This window comes from Archangium gephyra (assembly GCF_049060025.1).
Taxonomy (GTDB): domain Bacteria; phylum Myxococcota; class Myxococcia; order Myxococcales; family Myxococcaceae; genus Archangium; species Archangium gephyra_A.
In genome coordinates this window covers 2,566,121-2,584,141 of sequence record NZ_JBMEQQ010000002.1, presented here as the reverse complement: position 1 = coordinate 2,584,141, position 18,021 = coordinate 2,566,121, and the positions used below count along the sequence as shown (strand labels likewise).

Below are 18,021 nucleotides of genomic sequence, written 5' to 3'. Positions count from 1 at the left end.
TCATGAGTCGTCACGATGGCGAGAGAATGCGTGGCCCGCGACTCCTCGGCCTGCTGCTGGGCCTGGGGGTCTCGCCCCTTCTGGGCGCGTGCCCTGGCCGCCTGGAGGAGCCGGAGCGCTTTCTCACCTGCACGATGGATGTGGAGCGCGAGCTGCTCGCCCCCAGTTGCGCCACCGCGGGGTGCCACGCCGCGACCAACCCCGCCGCCAACCTGGACCTGGCCTCGCCAGGCCTCGCTGCCCGGCTGTCGTCGGCCACCAGCTCCTGCCAGGGCCGGCCGCTCACGGTCATCATGCTGGACAAGGTGCAGCCCACGCCCACCTGTGGCTCGCCCATGCCGCTGGGAGGCACCCCCCTGAGTCCCCAGGAGCAGGCCTGCCTCGAGCTGTATCTGCGGCGGATCCCCGCGGAGAACACGCCATGAGGGCGCTGCTCCCGCTGACGGCGCTCCTGCTGGCCTCGTCCGCGCTGGCGGCTCCCTCCAAGCCCCGTCTCCTCGTCGACGCCCCAGGCCCGATGCGCACCACCTTGAGCAAGGCGCTCCGCGACCAGTGGACGCTCGTGCCCGCGAAGCCCGCCCTCCGCTCGCAACCCGTGTCCGGGGAGGTGCACCGCGCCTGCTCCCGCGCCCGCGCCGAAGCCGCCCTGGCCGCTCGCCTCCAGCCCTCGGGCACCTGGAGCCTCCTGGTGCTCGACTGCGCCGACGGGCAGCCTCGGGAGAGCTTCTCCCTTCCCGGCGGCAAGAAGCGCCAGCCCCCGCGGACCCTCCCTCGGGCCGTGTTGACCCCCTTGCTCGCCGCGCTCGAGCAGGCCGGCGCCTCCGCGCCACCGATGGCTTCGCCACCCGCCTCCCCACCGGCAACTCCCGCCCCGGCGAGCCTCGCTCCCGCCCCCTCGGCCCTCGCGGCACCCGCGCCCTCCGGCCCGGCGGTGGCCGCCCCCAGCGCCTCCGTCCCCACGGCCGAGGTGCCTCGCACTCCGGCCCTTGCCGCCGGGCCGTCCCTCCCGGTGGCGTTGCGCCTGAGCGTGGGGGGGCGCGCCTTCTCCCGCCGCTTCTACTTCACGGACGATCTCTTCGGCGCCCTGGGGGCCTACCGGCTCCGCCTGGCCCCCTCCGCCCTGGTGGACGCCGAGTGGTACCCCGCCACTCACTTCACCTCCGGCCCCGCCTCCGCCGTGGGCCTCTCCCTGGGCGCCGAGTCCGCCCTGGGCCTCTCCTCCGTGGCGCCGGACGGCACCGTCCACTCCACCCGCGTCCAGCGCCTGCGCGCCGCGCTCCAGGTGCGCTTGCGCGCGGGGACCGTCGAGCTCACGCCCTTCGCGGGGTTCGTCTGGCAGGCCTTCTCCGTGGCGGACATCCCCGGCATCCCGCTGCCCGACGTGGAGGTCCGCGGCCTCCGCGCGGGGCTCTCCGCTCGCGCTCCGCTCTGGGGCCCGCTGGGCCTCACCGCGCACGCCGCGGGCATCTACCCGCTGTCCACCGGTGAGCTCGGCTCCTCCGCCTGGTTCCCCCGCATGGTCACCGGCGGGCTCGACGCCTCCGCCGGCCTCACCTTCGCCCTCCAGCGCTCCCTCGAGCTGCGTCTGACCGGCGAGTACTTCCGTCTCTGGTCCACCCTGAACCCCGAGCCAGGGGATGCCTTCATCGCCGGTGGCGCGCTCGACTTCTCCTGGGGCGCCACCCTCGCCGTCACACTCTCGCTCTAGCGCCCGTACCTTCCGGAGGTCTCCATGCGCACCCTCTGCACCCTCGTCGCCTGTGGCCTGCTGATGGCCTGTCAGGGCTCCATCGTGGGCCCGCCTCAGCAGCCGCCAGACAACGGCGGCACCCCGTCCCGGAGCCAGTTCTCCTGTCAGGCCTCCGCCGTCCCCGCCGAGCTGCCCCTGCGCCGGCTCTCCAGCACGCAATACCGCAACCTGGTGACGGACCTCGTCACCGCCTCCCTGCCGGCGGACGCCTCCGAGGTGCTGCTGGCGGTGCGCTCCTCGCTGGAGCAGCTCCCCAGGGACCAGCGTGTCACTCCCGCGGGCACCACCCACGGCGGCTTCACCCGGATGGACCAGACGCTGCAGCAGGCCTTCGTGGATGCCACCTACCAGGTGGCCGTGGACGTGGGCCGTCAGCTCACCCTCTCTTCCACCCGCCTCGGCGCCCTGATGGGCGCGTGCGCCACGGACGCCTCCGCCGCCAATGACACCGCGTGCCTGGAGGGCTTCGTCCGCCGCTTTGGCCAGCGAGCCCTGCGCCGCCCCGTGCCCGAGGAGGAGGTGGCCGCCTTCACCGCCGTCGCCGGCTCCGCCCCCGTGGAGGCCGCCGCCGTCGCGGACGTGGTGGCCATGGTGCTCACCTCGCCCTATTTCCTGTACCACGTGGAGCATGGGGCCACGGCCTCCCCGGACGACTCGCGCCTGGACGCCTACGAGCTGGCCTCGCGCCTTTCCTTCCACTTCTGGCAGACGGGGCCGGACGAGGCCCTGCTCCAGGCGGCCGCCGACGGCACCCTGCACACCGAGGAGGGCTATGCCCAGCAGGTGCGCCGCGTCTTCGAGGACCCGCGCACCGCCGCCACGCTCGATGGCTTCTTCAACGAGTGGTGGCGCCTGCACGAGCTGGACCGCCTGGACGCACGGCTGGGGGATCCGCTCTTCGAGGCCTTCGTGGGCGCGGACAGGCCCGGCCCCGAGGCTCCACGCGCGCATGGTGCGCGAGGTGCTGGACATGACGCGCCATGTGACGTCCAGGGGAGACCCCGTGGCCGCGCTGCTCACCAACCGCAAGAGCTTTGCCCGGACGGACGACCTGGCCCGGCTCTACGGCATGTCCGCGTGGAGCGGGGAGGGCGAGCCGCCCGACTTCACGGATGAGCGGCGGGTGGGCCTGCTCACGCGCCCGGCGCTGCTGGCCAGCGGCAGCGCCAACACGCGGCCCATCATGAAGGGCTTCCGCATCCGCAGCGCGCTGCTGTGTGACACGGTGCCGCCGCCGCCGGACAACGCCGCGGCCAACAACCCCATCAACCTCTCTCCCACCTCCACCACGCGCGAGGTGGTGGAGGCCATCACCCAGCAGCCGGGGACCGCCTGCGCCGGCTGCCACAACACGCTGCTCAACCCCATGGGCTTCGCCACCGAGAACTTCGACGCCCTGGGGCGCGCCCGCCTCCAGCAGGTGCTCTTCGCCGCGGACGGCCAGCGGCTGGGCGAGCGGCCCGTGGACACCCGCAGCGTGCCTCAGGTCAGCCCAGGGGACATGCGCGAGTCCCAGGGCGCCGGGGAGGTGACGCGCCTCATGGCGGAGAGCGGCCGCTTCGAGAGCTGCCTGGCCCGGCAGTACTTCCGCTTCACCTTCGGCCGGATGGAGGACACCGCCACGGATGGCTGTGCCCTGGCCGCCCTGGAGTCCGCCGCGCAGTCCGGAGCTTCCCTGGCGGACGTGCTGCGTCTGGCCGCGCTTCGCCCCGAGTTCCGCCGCCGCACCTTCCGCTGAAATGGAGAAGACCGACATGAAGACGCCCACGCTCAATCGGCGCCAGGTGCTGCGAGGACTCGGTGGCTTCACGCTCGCCCTTCCGCTGCTGCCTTCCCTGCTCACCCCGAGTGAGGCCCGGGCCCAGGCCGCGGCGCCTCCCAGACGCTTCATCCAGTTCTGCACCGACCATGGAGGCGTCTGGGGGGCGAACATGTTCCCGGCGGACCCCTCGGCGCAGACGCGGGAGTATGCCGGGCGCACCATCCGCCGCGGGCCGCTGAGCCTCACGGTGGCGTCGGGGCGGGCGCGGCTCTCGCCCGTGCTCTCCGCGGACGCCTCGGTGCTCACCAGCGGGCTGGTGGCGAAGATGAACGTGCTGCGGGGGGTGGACATCCCCTTCTACATCGCCCACCACACGGGCGGGCACCTGGGCAACTACGCGCGCAATGACGGCAATGGCGGAGACGGGACGCACGTGTCCCAGTTCCCCCGCCGCACCATTGATCAGGTGATGGCCTGGAGCCCCTCCTTCTATTCCAGCCTCGGCGGGGTGCGGGAGCGCTCGCTCATCCTGGGCGAGCGGATCTCCTACGGCTACTCCAACCCGCAGGCGCCGGGGGACGGCAGCGACATCCAGGCGCAGGGCGCCACCGCCACGAGCTCGCGGCAGCTCTTCGACAAGCTCTTCCCCGAGCCCCCGGGAGGAGGCGCCCGGCTGCCCATCGTGGACCGGGTGTTCGAGAGCTACCAGCGGCTGCGGAACAGCAACCGGCGGCTGTCCACCGAGGACCGGCGCCGGCTGGACGAGCACATGCAGCGGGTCTCCGAGCTGCAGCGCCGGCTCACGACGGTGACGAGCTGCGGCAGCGTGACGCGGCCCTCCCAGGACAACGCGGCCATCACCCGGGAACCGGGCTACCCCTTCCAGCCGGACAGCCACGGCCACTACTTCCAGCTCTACAATGACGTGCTCGTCATGGCGCTGCTGTGCGGAGTGTCCCGCATCGCGGTGGTGAAGGTGGATCCGACGTTCTCGACCTTCACGGGCGACTGGCACCAGGACGTGGCGCACAGGGCCACGGATACGGATGGCGTGGCCCAGGCGACGCTCAGCGCGGCGCACCAGCGCTTCTTCGAGACGGTGATGGTGGACCTGGCACGCAAGCTGGACGTGGACGACGGCACCGGGCGGACGTTGCTGGACAACTCGCTGCTGGTGTGGTCGCAGGAGTCGGGCAACCGCACGCATGATTCGCAGAGCATCCCCCTCATCACCTTCGGCGGTGCGGGAGGCTTCCTGGCGACGGGCCAGTACGTGGACTACCGCAACCTGAGCCGCGTCTTCAGCACGGGTGAAGCGGAGCGGCGCTGGCCCGGGCTGACGTGGAACCAGTGGCTGGGCACGGTGCTGCAATCCATGGGCTTGCAGCGCCCGGAGTACGAGGCGGCCGACGTGGCGGGGTACGGGGTGAAGTACTCCAACGTGCAGTGGGCGCAGCTCACGACGGCCGAGGCCTATCCGGAGGTCATCTGGTCCGTGGCGGGAGAGGTGTTGCCCTGGCTGAAGGCGTGAGGAGGCCAGGGGGTGGAGTTCCAGCCGCAGTGTCCGCCACACTGCGGTCATGGACGACACCGCTCAACCCGCGGGCCTCCGGCTCCCCCAGCGGAACACGGCCCTTGGCACCCTGAGCGCCGAGGAGCTCGCGCGCTTCACCGAGCGGGAGCACGAGGTGCTGTGCCGGCGCTGGCGGCTGTTCGCGCCCATCACCTTCGTCCTCATCGGCCTCACCGAGGTGGCGCCGTTCTTCTCGCCGAACTTCCCTTCGGCGATGCACGTGACCGGCTGGGTGCTGGCGCTGCTGGCGGGTATGTACCTGCTGGCGAGGCGCAAGCCGGGCCGGCGGGTGATGGGGTGGGCCACGGCCGTCACCGGTATCGTGGTGGCCGCCTACTGCGGCACGCCCGCGGCGGAGCTGGGGCGCTACCAGTCGCAGCACGTGCTGGCCATGGCGGTGCTCATCGCCATGCTGCCCGGCATCTTCTCGCTCACGCTGGCCGAGGCGGCGGCGACGCTCGGCGGCAGCCTGGTGGCGTGGGTCGTCGTGTGCGGCCTGTGGAAGAGCGAGGGGCCGGTGGACTACACCGGACTGGACGTGGCGCTCACCTACCTGGTCTTCCTGTGCGTCGTCACGCTGGTGGCGCACCACATCAACCGGCGGCTGCGCATCCGCGAGTTCGCCGGGCGGTGCGAGCTGGAGCGCGTGCATCGCTTCGCCGTGGAGGAGGTGCTCCACCGGCACCTGCCGCCGAGCTACGTGGATCGGGTGCTGTCCGGGGAGCACCCGCTGGACGGGCCTCCGGAGCGGCGCGTGGTGACGGTGGTGTTCGCGGACATCGTCTCGTTCACCCCGCTGTCCGACGGCCTCCCGCCCGAGGAGCTCGCCCGGTTGGTGGGGCGCTTCTACGACGTGATGGCGGGGGTGGCGTTCGAGCACGGAGCGACGCTCGACAAATTCATCGGGGACGCGGTGATGGCGCTGGTGGGCGCGCCGGACATGATGCTGCCCGAGGAGCAGGCACGGCGCGCGGTGGCGATGGCGCGAGACTGGCACCGGGCCGCGCGCGAGCTCGTCTGGCCGGGCTCGCGGGGAGAGGGGCTCCGGCTGCGCGTGGGCATCCACCAGGATCCGGTGGCGGTGGGAGCCTTCGGTGGGCGGCTGCGCAGCGAGTACACGGTGCTGGGGCGGGGGGTGAACATCGCGGCGCGGCTCGAGCAGCGCTGCCAGCAGGGAGACATCCTGGTGTCCGAGTCCGTCTTCCAGCAACTCGCGCCCAGGCCCGGAAGCGCACGGGAAATGGGCGCGCTGGAGCTCAAGGGCATCCCCGAGCCGGTGCGCTGCTACTGCCTGCCCGGCATCGAGGACGAGCAGGTCCCTGAAGCCCCCACGGCGTGAAGCCGCCCCCCTCTCGAATCTGGAGGCGGCGGGAATCGAACCCGCGCCGGGCGGTGCGAAACTCCCAGCAGAATCGCGCCCTTACCTTGCAACCGCCCGGAATGCTTGGGAGTTGGTATCCCGCCGCGTCCCTTCTTGTCCCGCCCTGTTCCGGCCCATTCCGCACGCTTCTGCGACATACATGCAACATGGCCCACCTGGTGAGCGCTGAAACTCGTGGTGAGCGCTGGGGGCTCGTGGCGAGCGTCCAGGCCGGACTCGTAGGACGCGCGCCTCGCAGTGAGCGCTGGGGCTCGCCCAGCCTCGGGCTCGTGGGCGGACAACCGGGCGCGTGCAAAACCTTCGCTGACCGCTCTTGGCGCACCTGAGCGTAGGGCTACCTCAATCCGCAACGTCCTCAAGCGAGATCACGTGTTGTGGCGCTTTTTCGAAATACGATGCGCCGCAGGAATAACTCCCTCCTGGGGTCTTCATGGCTCGGGCCTCGTCTGCGGTGAAGATGTAGACCAGGAAGTCGCCTTCGTGGACGGGGGCGCGAACAACGCTTTCCCGGCCCAGAACCACATAGACCTCGTCGTAGGCGTCCGGATTGCCGAGATCCACGTTGGTCTTCTTTCCGCCGCCGTACTTCACCTCAGCCCGCACCTTGCCTCGAAGGCCGTCGTGGCCGACTTGGCGCAGGTTGGTGGCTAGGTCGATGCCGAACGCGTCGGCACACAGGAACTCAGCGATGTCGCCGAGATAGCGGTGCGACCTAATGACGCCGGCTTTCTTGAGTTCGTTGATCGCGCGCGCAAAGTCTTTGCTGGCTGCACTCTGTCGAGGGTTCATGGCGTTCGATTATGGAGCGCTTCCGCGTCAGGACCCAAGGCTTCACCCTCAGCACCGCGCGCCGCTCCAAACAATGATTATAATGGTTGTTTATTTAAGTTGTTTCTCAATCTTTCGGAGTCCGTCCTTGATTGCTTCTTCCCACCCTTCGGGCAGGTCAAACAAAACCGTGTGCTCAATGATTGTTTCCTCTCCAGGATGAGCTTCAGCCTGATCAATGCCGCCATCCAGAATGGCAGGGACCGCGAGCAGTTTCTCCAGTTGCCGCCCCATCACCCCCTGAAACAGATTAATGAGCGGTCGATAGGTGTCTGAAATCCAGGCAAACCTAACCTCCTCTTCCCACCGAACAAGTTCATCCGAAATGTTTCCGATGAGTTGGCATATGAGTTGGCATACATGTGCGATTTCTTCAGCATCTCCTGGCTCTCCGGGCATACCCCAAGCTTTTTGGAGCTGTACGCTGTAGAGGGACTTCAAAGGATCCATGTAATCCATACATTCATCCAGCTTTACCTGAAACCATCTGACAATTTCCTTGTCAGCAACCGGCGTTCGCTTGTGTACTCGGAGATTGCTCTTTAAGTCTGACCATCTACGACTGGGTCTTTTAAAATTCGAGCGGAGCAGTTCAGCGGTCAATCGGTATTCCCAAAAATTGAGTTTCTCACGCGCTATCTGTTTGGCGAGAGGATTTTCATCGAATAGCCCTTCGAGAGAGCGTTCACGAAGCTGCAAGCGAAGAACTTCAGTTCGATTTCCGAGCTTTTCAGTAACGTAGTTTTCATGCTCGTGCCGCCAACTAAAGAGAAGGTCCGCTGGGTATGACAGAGCGTCATTGTCTATGAGTTTGTGGCAATTGCGACAGAGCCAGATCCCGTTGGTGATCTCAGCACGTGCCCCATCAGTCATGTCCGCACGATATCTGGCAGAGCCAGGTAAAGCGCCAAAAACATGCGCTGCTTCGCCTATGCTTATGGCCTTCTGGGGGTCGGCTGTGGGCCCTGATGTTGTGGTTCTGCAATCCGGGTTTGAGCAGAGGTGCGCAGCCCTTTTGGCGAGTACATCCTTCGTAGTCGTACTGAATTCCGGTGCATGCTATTGCTTTCCTTCGCCTTTGCAATGGCCGGTTCTCGATACCCATCGGTGAGAAATCTACCCGCCGTTGGGCCCTCCCGGGCCGTATGGCTCGCCGCTGCTGGGACGTGCAGCTCGCTCCCGCTGCCGGGTTCCTGTGCCGGGGCTGCTGCGGCAGAGGGCATCGGCTCTACCGGCTGCGAGGGGTCAACCAGGCGATGCCGGAGGGACCAGTCGAGGCGGGAGCGGCATGGCTACCCGGCCCCCCTCCAGCTACGGGCAAGCGGTCGCCCTGTCTCTGCACAACGCTCCCCTTGCGTGCGTCCGTAGCTGTCGGAGCGCGCTGTCATACTCCGAGCCACCCCGCCAGGACCCTCCAGGTTCTGAATCTATTGTAGGACGTAGCCATGCGTTTTCGAGCGTGCATCGCTCTTCTGCTCTTTGTCTCAGCCTGCGCTACGTCAGCGCCGAGCCCAGGAAAGCCATCGGCCCAGGACCCGAGGCACGCCAATCTCCAGCGAGCGGCGACGCTGCCCTGGACGGACGGGGGGCGGTGCGCTGTCCGCGAAGCATCCGAGCCCTGGCCCGTACTGGCGGAGCGGTGCTTTCATGCCCTCGACCATGACCGGATCGAGTTTCACGACACCACAGGACGATGCGCGGTGGCCTCCGCTGGGGCCGCTGCCGTGGGGCTCGGGGTCTGCGTCCTCGCGGCGCCGGAGATCGTCGTGGGGGCTGTGATCGTCGCGGGCGTGGTGGTTGTGGGCTTCGCCATCACAGAAGCGTTGGATACCTACGCGGAGAAGAGGGGCCGTCCCCAGGTAAGGCCCGCGCCTGAAACGCGGCCTGTGCCTGAAGTGAAGCCAGTGCCTGTAACGAAGCCCACCCCGCAGAAACCCTCATCGAATAAAAGGCCAAAGCCGGAGCCAACGGGGCCGGATTTCCCTCCCATTGGGCCAGTCGAAATCACGGAGCGAGACCGCCGCTGGTGCGAGCCCATCCCGGAACCGCACGCGGGCGAGGATGACGCGCATAATAAGTGCGCCGATCAGTTTCCGCCCAACCGTTATCCCGGAATGGATGTGCTCGTGGGCGGTGTGCGCTTCGATGCACTGCAAGTCGGCGTGCGTGTGCTGTGGGAAATCAAGACCCATCGATTTGACACATACCCGGACTTCATCCGGAGCCGGGAGATTGAGAAGGAGTTGGAGCAAATAGAAAAGGAGAGAGACGCGGCGGCGGCATGCGGATATGGCTACGTGATCGGGGTGAGCACCCAAGCACACAAAGACGCGCTGCTGCGAGCGGATCGATTCCTCAACATCGTCGTCACAGGATGCAAACGATGACCACTCAGAAGCGCCTCGATCTGACCGTCTACGCGCCAGCGCTCGTGACCAATGACGCCCGCACACTCGCTATCGTCCGTGGTATGGAACGGGCGCTGCCCGGCTTGTGCCTGAAGTGGGAAGTGGGCAAAGGAGGGAGCCCCATCGAGTTACCGCAACGCGACGCTTGGCTCGTTGAGGCGACAACACGCGGAAAGCTCCCGCTCCTGTGCAATGGAGACGAGAGCTACCCCGTGACGGTTTCGGGAAGGGGGAGAGCGGGACGCCTCTGCCCGGGCGGTCAGTCGTTGCTCGACGTCCATGCGGAGTTGCCGCTAGACGCGGCTGTTATCGCGGCAGCGGGGGAGATGCTGGATCGCGTAGCGGAGGGCGCTCGCGCGTTCTGGGGGCATGCGACGCCGGATGCCGCTGCACTGGACATCGCTTATCAGACGGCCCCCACGCTGGAAGGGCCGCCGTCCCCACGTCGGGGGTTGCCAGCTCTCAAGCTCCTCGAACAGATCCGCGCACCAGAGATTCCCTATTTCCTTGGGTGGCTGAACTACTGGTCGCCCGCTGCCGCAGAAGCCATCGGCTTTCCGGACCCGGCTCGCGACGCGGAGTTGCTGTCACGCTCACGGAGTACCGCGATGGGCGGGTGGGTCGTGCAGCTCACCGATGCGCCGCTCGACCTGGACAACCCCGCTCACCTGGACGCGCTTAAACGGGCCTACGAGCGCTTCCCGGAGATTGGCGGGCGCTCCACCCCTTGAGGCTCGGCACGGCTCGCGCTGGCCGTGCTCAGGGCCTCGCCTGCTGGCTCACCGGGAACGTGACGCTCCCAAGGGTGACGGTGCGCGGCCCGGTTGCTTCCCATGGCTTGAGGGTGCAGGGGCAGCCGAGCTGCGCGCGCTCCCCCTCAATGCCTACCACGACGGCACCGGCCCCATTCGCGGGGATGGGCGCCAATGGCCAACGGGCAAGCTCCACCTGTTCCCCCGCCGAGTCCACCAGCGCCGCCCCCGCCAGTGTCTGGGTAAGAAACCGCTCTCGAGGAGACTCGCATGCCGAAGACGATGACGGTGTCCCAGGTCATGAAGCAGCTCGAAGAGCAGGGCGACGAGAAGGTGCGCCAGCGTTACGTGCGCGATGGCGCGGGCGACAACGTCTTCGGTGTGCTGCTCGGCAAGCTCCGTGGACTCGCGGAGGTGCTCGGGACGAACCACGCGCTCGGAAGAAGAGCGCCGGGAAGAGGCCCTCGGCTCCGAAGGGGGCGCGCTGACATCGCGCGCCAGGCACCCGGACATCCATTCTGTCCACGGGGACGGAGCCTGGATGAGGCCCCGCTCTATTCTCCCGGTGGGGGCTGGGGGAGGGGCGCCAGTGCGCGCAGGGGCGCGTCGCTCCCCTGGGCGATGAAGGGCGCCCAGTAGTGGGGATGGGGATGGGAAACCCGGAAGGAGCGCATGGCCTCGCGCAGGGCGGAGGCTCGGCCCTGGCCGGCCAACAGGTTGCGGTAGTAGCCCTCCATGAGGAGGCGGGTGGCCTCGTCATTCACCTTCCACAGGCTCATGACCACCGTTTCGGCTCCGGCCACCGCCAGGGAGCGGCGCAGGCCGTAGATCCCCTGGCCCAGCTTGACGTCGCCGCGGCCCGTGTCGCAGGCGGAGAGGACGACGAGCTGGGTGCCCCAGAGGTCGAGCCCGGCCAGCTCCAGCGCCGTGACCAGGGCGGCCTCGGGCCGGGGCTCGGAATGACTGGAGGCGTCAGGCGCCGGGGCGCGTGCGCCCGCGAGGGCGAGGCCGGAGCGCAGCAGGGGCTCCCGGGGGCGCGACGCACGGGGTTTGTCGCCGAGTGCACCGATCTGTCCCAAGCCGCGGGAGCCCGCGAGGGTGGGGGCGTCTTCGAGGAAGAAGCCGTGGGTGGCGAGGTGGAGGATGCCAGGGGTGGGTAGCTGGAGGAGCCGCTCCTTGGTGGCCTCGGGGCCGAGGAAGAGCCGGGCCTGGGGCAGCAGGCGCTCAATGGCCTCGGCCTCCTGGCGCGTGCCCGGCAGGGGGACCCACGCGCTGGGGGAGAGGTCCGTCCGCAGGGTGGAGAAGACGTGCTCGAGGGAAGCGGAGCGCCTGGTCAGCGGGGAGGACTGGCCGGAGGCGGGGGGCGCGGCGAGGGGGGCGGCCGTGAAGTCCGGGTCGGCGAGGACGAAGACGGGGGACGCGGGGGCCAGCTCCTGGGGACGAGGCAGGAGCTCCCTTCCCGAGGTGAGATAGATGAAGTCGAAGGAGTCGAGGAGGAAGCGGCGGCCGTCGTGGAGCGCGGCGAAGGGGACGAGGCCCAGCTGCCCGTCGGGAGAGAGGAAGACGCGGCGGGTATTGCCCAGCAGGGGCCGCAGGGGCAGAAAGGCACGCTGGTAGAGTTCCTGGGCCGTGGCTTGGAACGAGGCATCACGGTTGGCCAGGACGTCGCGCAAGCGCGAGGCGGCGCCATCGATGGGCTCGGCCGCTCCGAGGTCCACGGCCCGGGTGGAGGCATCGGGGAAGAGGACCAGTGCCAGGTAGCGGAGCGGGCCCGGCTTCTTCGCTCGGGGCGTGCCGGGTTGGGGGACGAGGGGGCTGTCCCGGTAGGCGACGAACTCGACGAGGGCGCCATCCTTGGGGAGGGAGGCGGCGACACGGCCGGCGATGTCGGCGGGGGACGGCAAGGCGGTGAGCGAGCGGAGGAGCGCGGAGCGTTTGGCCAGGTCTGCTTCCAGGGCGTCGCCCTCGTCCGCCAGCGTCTTGAGGCGCTGCTGGTAGGCTTCTGGGGTGAGTGAGCCAGGACCCGCGAACGAGACGGCGGCCAGTTGCGTGCGAAGGCCCCGCAGCCGCTCGAAGGCGTCCCGGTCCTCGGGGCCCAGGCTCCGGTAGAGGGTGCGGGAGATGCTGGCCGTCTCCTCCACGGAGCGGCCCTTGCGCAGGAGCACGGCGCCGAGGGCCAGCCGTTGGACGCGCACGTTCTTCGGGTGCTCGCGCAGCAAGGCATGAAGCAACTGCTCGGACTCACGCAGATATTGGAGGAAGCTGGCCAGACGCGACTCGGAGAAGTCGAGGGCCTCCTGGCGCAGACGCTGCTCGGACATGGCGAAGGCGCGAGTGAAGAGCGGCAGGGCGCTGGGGAGACGACGCTGGGCCAGCCGGAGCATGGCCAGGTGGTTGAGCCCGTCCGCGACGTCGGGGTGGTTCTTGCCGAGCGCCGCCTCCTGGATGGCGAGCGCACGCAGGCGAAGGGGCTCGGCCCGGCCGTACAACCCCTGCTCCAGGTAGAGGACGGCGAGGTTGTGGAGCGCCAGGCTGACGCGGGGGTGGCTCTTGCCAAGGGCCGCCTCCCAGATGGCGAGCGCGCGCTGGAGGAGCGGCTCGACCCGGTTGTACAACCCCTGCTCCCAGTAGAGCGTGCCCAGGTTGTTGAGCGCGTCAGCGACGTCGCGGTGGTTCTTGCCGAAGGCCGTCTCCTGGATGGCGAGCGCGCGCTGGAGGAGCGGCTCGGCCTGGCCGTACAACCCCTGTTCCTGGTAGATGATCGCGAGGTTGTTGAGCGTTTGAGCGACATCGGGGTGGCTCTCGCCGAAGGCCGCCTCCCGGATGGCGAGCGCGCGCTGGTGGAGCGGCTCGGCCCGGCCGTACAACCCCTGGTCCAGATAAAGGAGGGCGAGGTTGTTGAGCGCGTCAGCGACGCCGGGGTGGCTCTTGCCGAGGGCCGCCTCCTGGATGTCGATCGCTCGCTGGTGGAGGGGCTCGGCCCGGCCGTACAACCCCTGCCTCACGTAGAGGGCGGCGAGGTTGCTGAGCATGATGGCGACCTCGGGGTGGTTGTTGCCGAGGGCCGCTTCGGAGAGGGCGAGCGCGCGCTGGAGGAGCGGCTCGGCCCGGCTGTACAACCCCATGTCCCGGTAGAGGGAAGCGAGGTTGTTGAGCGTCCGGCCGACGCGGGGGTGGCTCTCGCCGAGAACCGTTTCGTAGATGGCGAGCGCGCGCTGGAGGAGGGGCTCGGCCCGGCCGTACAACCCCTGGTCCGCGTAGAGGGAAGAGAGGTTGTTGAGCGTTTGAGCGACGTCGGGGTGTTTGTTGCCGAGGGCTGCCTCCCGGATGGCGAGCGCGCGCTGGAAGAGCGGCTCGGCCTGTCCGTACAACCCCTGGACATAGTAGACGGCGCCGAGGGAGTTGAGGCTTTGGGCGACGAGGAGGCCGTTCTCGCCGAGGGCCGCCTCCCGGAGGGTGATCGCGCGTTGAAACAGTGACTCGGCTTGGGCCAGGTCCCCTTGGCGCCGGTGGAGCTTCTCCCATCAGGTGCAGACACGTGGCGACGTCTGGATGGGTGCTTCCGAGCACCGCCTCCCTCAGCGCGAGCGCCTGCCCCGCCCGTGCGAGGGCCTCGGAATAACTGCCTGCATCCCTGAGCTTCACCGCCTCATCGAAGGTGGCCTGCGCCTCCAGCAGCCGGGCATCCCGCGGCTCCTCCGCCGTTGCCGCGCCCGCCATCCAGCAGACCAGGAGGAGTGTCGTCCATCTGAGCACGTGCCGCACGGCCCAGAACCGGCTGTTCGTCGACGGGAGAGGTGGGCCGCGGTGCTCAGAGGACATGAGGCCTGAGCTTACTTCACTTCCCTCGGGACGAAGCGGCAAGCACCTGTCCCCCCCGGCCGTGCTGAAGGCTGGAAGGCCTGTCAGGTCTGGATGTGCGTCTCCAGCTTGTGGTCCTTCGTCTCGTGGATGAAGAGCCCGCCGACGATGACGGTGATGATGCAGACGACGATGGGGTAGATGAGGCCGGTGTAGAGGGCCCCCTCGCCGAAGGTCGTCTGGGCCCAGGCGGAGGTGGTGACGGCCGTGGCGATGAGCGGCAGGAAGCCACCGAACCAGCCATTGCCCAGGTGGTAGGGCAGGGACATGGAGGTGTAGCGGACGCGGGTGGGGAAGAGCTCCACCAGGAAGGCGGCGATGGGTCCGTACACCATGCACACGTAGACCATCTGCACCGTGAGCAGCACCACCATCATGAAGTGGTTGACCTGCGCGGGGTCCGCCGCGGGCAGGCCCTGCGGGTTGGTGAAGTGCTTCATCGCCATGAAGATGGGGACGTAGGTGAGGGCGCCCAGCATGCACCCGGCGAGCATGATGCGCTTGCGGCCGATGCGGTCCGACAGCCAGCCGAAGAAGATGAAGAGGGGCGTGGCGATGGCCAGGGCGATGGAGACCAGGATGTAGGCCGTCTTCCAGTCCAGCTTCAGCGCGCTCTGCAGGAAGGTGAGGGCGTAGAACTGGCCGGTGTACCAGACGACGCCCTGGCCCGCGGTGGCACCGAAGAGGGCCAGCAGCACGTACTTGCGGTTGAGCGGATTGGCGAAGCTCTCCTTGAGGGGATTCTTGGACGTCTGGCCGCTGCTCTTCAGCCTGGAGAAGAGCGGCGACTCGCTCATCTTCAGGCGGATGTAGAGGGAGACGGCCAGCAGGAGGAAGGACAGGAGGAAGGGCACGCGCCAGCCGGTGCTTCTGAAGAACTCCTCGCCCATGAGGACGCGGGTGATGCCGATGACGCCCATGCTCAAGAAGAAGCCGAGCGTGGCCGTCGTCTGGATGTAGCTGGTGTAGTAGCCGCGCTTGCTGTCCGGCACGTGCTCGGCCACGTAGGTGGCGGCGCCGCCGTACTCCCCGCCCAGCGCCAGGCCTTGCAGCAGCCGCAGCAGCACCAGCAGGAAGGTGGCCCACAGGCCGACCTGCTCATACGTGGGCAGCAGGCCGATGAGGGCGGTGCTCAGGCCCATGGTGGCCATGGTGATGAGGAAGCTGTACTTGCGGCCCACCAGGTCTCCCACGTGGCCGAAGACGATGGCACCCAGGGGCCGCACGCCGAAGCCGGCGCCGAAGGTGGCCAGACTCGCCAGCAGCTGGGCCGTCTCGTTCCCCGAGGGGAAGAAGAGGCCGCCGAAGAAGACGGCGAGGCTGCCGTACAGATAGAAGTCGTACCACTCGAAGAGGGTTCCCAGGGAGGCCGCGGTGATGACCCGGCGCAAGGTGGCGGGGTCCGCGGCTTCGACGGGGACGGTGGCTGCGGTGGTGGGAGACTCCATCAGATGCTCCTCATTGGAAGTCACGTGGGTCGTGGCCGAATGCAGCACGTCTTCCGGAGCGTGTCGAACGCTACACCCCTGTAGCGCGTCTTCCACTGCACCCTACGCGCTCCCAGGAGGGGCGCCTCAACACCACGCGGCCTGAGGGGGCCCTGGCGCCGGGGCCAGACTCGCACTCGTCGTGGGCAACTCCATCCGGCCAGGGGGTGGAGTTCCAGCCGGGGTGTCCGCCACACTCCGGTCATGGACGACACCGCCCGCACTGCTCGGTAGAATACAGACCTCATCCTGGAGGTCCCGAACATGAAGTTCTCAGTCACTCGTACGCTCGCGACGATGGCATCCGTTCTATCAATGGGGCTGATGCCCGGCTCTTCCGAGGCCGCCTACACGGTCACGGTGGTGAATCACAACATCACCGGTGAACGCACCGACAACTATCCGGATTGGTTCGGGGTGAGAGACCAGGTTCTAAACGGTGCCGACGTCGCGACGATGCAGGAGGTCTGTTCCGCCGATTTCGCGGAGTTCCAGGCATTCTTCGCGCAATATGGTTGGCATACCGCATTCATTCCGATGTCGAAGTATAGCGAGGCCGACCTCGACAAATGCGGCGTCGACGGCGACCTGGGCCTGGTTCTCGCCGCGAATCGCCCTATGACCCTGCACTCCTACCGTTTGCCTGTGATGGGCAAGTATCACGGCGAGTGGGGCTATCCAGGCGGCAAGGAATTCATTCTGTTCTGTGCGGACGTACCCAGTATGCCGACGCCTGGCCTGTTCACCTTCTGCACGACGCACCTTTGGAGCGGCCACTCCAGCGTCTCGGACGCCCAGGACTTCGAAATCCGTGCCGAACAGGCCACCAGAATCAACAGCATTTTGAAGCCACTCGTTCAGGCGGGGCGCCGGGTCATCTTGACAGGCGACTTCAACAGCAAGCCCGACTCGTTGGCGATGGACAGGATCTATCGCGTCAACCCTGACGGTTCGACCAACACCAATAAGGTCTTCTGGGAAGTCGACAACTCCTACGACCCAATCTGCGGGGCCAACAAGCTTTGCCGCGACGGCCGGCCGACGATCCAGTTCGCGAATGACAACTGGGCGAAATACGACTACATCTTCGCTGGCAACGTGGGGGTGCACGGTCACACCGGTCTGGCGTTGACGAACATTTACTATCCGGGCAATCCACCGACCTCCACTCACAAGCTGATAAAGGGTTGGGTGAACTTTCAGTAGCGAAGAGGATGAAAGGCCAGGGCTGAGCCACCCCCTCCTGGTACGTCCAACCCTGAAGGCGGGCAACCCGGATGCTCCAGCGCCAGTTCCGGGTCACCCGTAGAGGCGGCGGGAATCGAAGCCGCCCCACACGCCCCCACTACGGTTTTCGCTCTGCTCCAGGGCCCCTGGGCGGCAGTATTCGTCGAAGTTCCTGAAAGGTGGGTACCGGTGACGACCATCCCCAGGCTCAGTGATGCCCAGATCGAGCAGTTCATCCAAGATGGATTCGTCCGGATCGACGAGGCGTTCCCTCGCGAGCTCGCGGAGGAAGGTCTCGCCATCCTTTGGAGGGATACCGGCTGCGATCCCAGCGATCCCAAGACGTGGACCCGGCCTGTCATTCGTCTCGGGGGCTATGCACAAGCGCCCTTCTCCAAAGCGGTGAACATGCCCGTGCTTCACACGGCGTTCGACCAGCTCATCGGGAGGGGGCGTTGGGCTCCCCGGTTCAGCCTTGGCACCTTCCCGGTGCGGTTCCCAAGCCCCGAGGATCCAGGCGATGCGGGCTGGCACGTGGATGCGAGCTATCCGGGGGAGGATCCCACCGACTTCTTCTCCTATCGCATCAACGTCCATTCAAGAGAGCGCGCGCTCCTGATGCTCTTCCTGTTCTCGGACGTGGGCGAACACGATGCGCCCACCCGCATCCGGAGGGGCTCCCATCTCGACGTGGCGCGGCTTCTGGAACCCGCGGGCGAAGCAGGCCTGTCATTCATGGAGCTGGCTGGGAAGCTGGACATGACGGCCAGGCGGCCCGAGGCCTTGGCGACTGGAGAAAAGGGCACCGTGTACCTGTGCCATCCCTTCCTCGTCCATTCAGCGCAGCCCCACCACGGCACAAAGCCTCGTTTCATGGCACAACCGCCGCTGCACCTGGCGGAGCCTTTCCGGCTCGAGCGCGAGGACAGCGGCTACTCGCCGGTCGAAATCGCCATCAAGCAGGGGCTGCGGGGGCGTTCCTGAGGCGGAAC

General features: G+C 67.7%; 14 protein-coding genes and 1 pseudogene. 11 read left to right on the top strand and 4 right to left on the bottom strand.

From position 1 onward, the window contains the following. Window positions 1-26 precede the first annotated feature (26 nt). From ACN28I_RS11100 to ACN28I_RS11075, 6 genes are read left to right on the top strand one after another with little or no spacing between them, the layout of a single operon-like run. Window positions 27-425 carry a hypothetical protein gene (locus ACN28I_RS11100; protein WP_420942037.1) on the top strand — a complete coding sequence of 133 codons (399 nt, stop codon included), beginning with the start codon at window positions 27-29 and terminating at the stop codon, window positions 423-425. Continuing rightward, on the top strand, window positions 422-1,708 hold the full coding sequence (locus ACN28I_RS11095; RefSeq protein ID WP_420942036.1) for a hypothetical protein: 1,287 nt from the start codon (window positions 422-424) through the stop codon (window positions 1,706-1,708). The genes ACN28I_RS11100 and ACN28I_RS11095 overlap by 4 nt, the downstream gene beginning before the upstream one ends. A gap of 24 nt (window positions 1,709-1,732) precedes the next feature. Beyond that, window positions 1,733-2,866, top strand: coding sequence for a DUF1592 domain-containing protein (locus ACN28I_RS11090; RefSeq protein ID WP_420942035.1), 1,134 nt, complete (start codon window positions 1,733-1,735; stop codon window positions 2,864-2,866). Beyond that, a complete protein-coding gene (locus tag ACN28I_RS11085; protein WP_420942034.1) occupies window positions 2,754-3,488 on the top strand; it encodes a DUF1588 domain-containing protein in 735 nt (244 codons plus the stop codon). The genes ACN28I_RS11090 and ACN28I_RS11085 overlap by 113 nt, the downstream gene beginning before the upstream one ends. Before the next feature lie 16 nt (window positions 3,489-3,504). Beyond that, a complete protein-coding gene (locus tag ACN28I_RS11080; protein WP_420942033.1) occupies window positions 3,505-5,043 on the top strand; it encodes a DUF1552 domain-containing protein in 1,539 nt (512 codons plus the stop codon). A gap of 49 nt (window positions 5,044-5,092) precedes the next feature. Next, window positions 5,093-6,424 (top strand): adenylate/guanylate cyclase domain-containing protein, encoded by a 1,332-nt coding sequence (locus ACN28I_RS11075; protein WP_420942032.1) that lies wholly within the window; start codon window positions 5,093-5,095, stop codon window positions 6,422-6,424. Between the two features lie 381 nt (window positions 6,425-6,805). Here the strand turns inward: ACN28I_RS11075 and ACN28I_RS11070 are convergent, their stop codons facing one another. Both ACN28I_RS11070 and ACN28I_RS11065 read right to left on the bottom strand, forming a co-directional pair. Further along, window positions 6,806-7,255 carry a hypothetical protein gene (locus ACN28I_RS11070; RefSeq protein WP_420942031.1) on the bottom strand — a complete coding sequence of 150 codons (450 nt, stop codon included), beginning with the start codon at window positions 7,253-7,255 and terminating at the stop codon, window positions 6,806-6,808. 90 nt (window positions 7,256-7,345) lie between these two features. Beyond that, a complete protein-coding gene (locus tag ACN28I_RS11065) occupies window positions 7,346-8,233 on the bottom strand; it encodes a hypothetical protein (protein ID WP_420948619.1) in 888 nt (295 codons plus the stop codon). Between the two features lie 506 nt (window positions 8,234-8,739). On the opposite strand from ACN28I_RS11065, the gene ACN28I_RS11060 reads away from it, so the two are divergent. From ACN28I_RS11060 to ACN28I_RS11050, 3 genes are all read left to right on the top strand, one after another. Next, on the top strand, window positions 8,740-9,681 hold the full coding sequence (locus ACN28I_RS11060; RefSeq protein ID WP_420942030.1) for a DUF6310 domain-containing protein: 942 nt from the start codon (window positions 8,740-8,742) through the stop codon (window positions 9,679-9,681). Further along, complete coding sequence (locus ACN28I_RS11055) at window positions 9,678-10,433, top strand: DUF5953 family protein (protein ID WP_420942029.1); 756 nt, start codon at window positions 9,678-9,680, stop codon at window positions 10,431-10,433. Before ACN28I_RS11060 ends, ACN28I_RS11055 begins: the two co-directional genes overlap by 4 nt. Before the next feature lie 291 nt (window positions 10,434-10,724). Further along, window positions 10,725-11,093 carry a hypothetical protein gene (locus tag ACN28I_RS11050; RefSeq protein ID WP_420942028.1) on the top strand — a complete coding sequence of 123 codons (369 nt, stop codon included), beginning with the start codon at window positions 10,725-10,727 and terminating at the stop codon, window positions 11,091-11,093. Here the strand turns inward: ACN28I_RS11050 and ACN28I_RS11045 are convergent. Together ACN28I_RS11045 and ACN28I_RS11040 are read right to left on the bottom strand one after the other, a co-directional pair. Beyond that, window positions 11,009-14,174, bottom strand: a pseudogene (locus tag ACN28I_RS11045) (tetratricopeptide repeat protein). The gene ACN28I_RS11050 and the pseudogene ACN28I_RS11045 overlap by 85 nt on opposite strands. A 185-nt stretch (window positions 14,175-14,359) precedes the next feature. After that, complete coding sequence (locus ACN28I_RS11040) at window positions 14,360-15,763, bottom strand: MFS transporter (RefSeq protein WP_420942027.1); 1,404 nt, start codon at window positions 15,761-15,763, stop codon at window positions 14,360-14,362. A 303-nt stretch (window positions 15,764-16,066) separates the two neighbouring features. On the opposite strand from ACN28I_RS11040, the gene ACN28I_RS11035 reads away from it, so the two are divergent. Both ACN28I_RS11035 and ACN28I_RS11030 read left to right on the top strand, forming a co-directional pair. Further along, window positions 16,067-17,008, top strand: coding sequence for an endonuclease/exonuclease/phosphatase family protein (locus ACN28I_RS11035; RefSeq protein WP_420942026.1), 942 nt, complete (start codon window positions 16,067-16,069; stop codon window positions 17,006-17,008). Between the two features lie 210 nt (window positions 17,009-17,218). Then, on the top strand, window positions 17,219-18,013 hold the full coding sequence (locus ACN28I_RS11030) for a phytanoyl-CoA dioxygenase family protein (protein WP_420942025.1): 795 nt from the start codon (window positions 17,219-17,221) through the stop codon (window positions 18,011-18,013). Window positions 18,014-18,021: the final 8 nt, after the last annotated feature.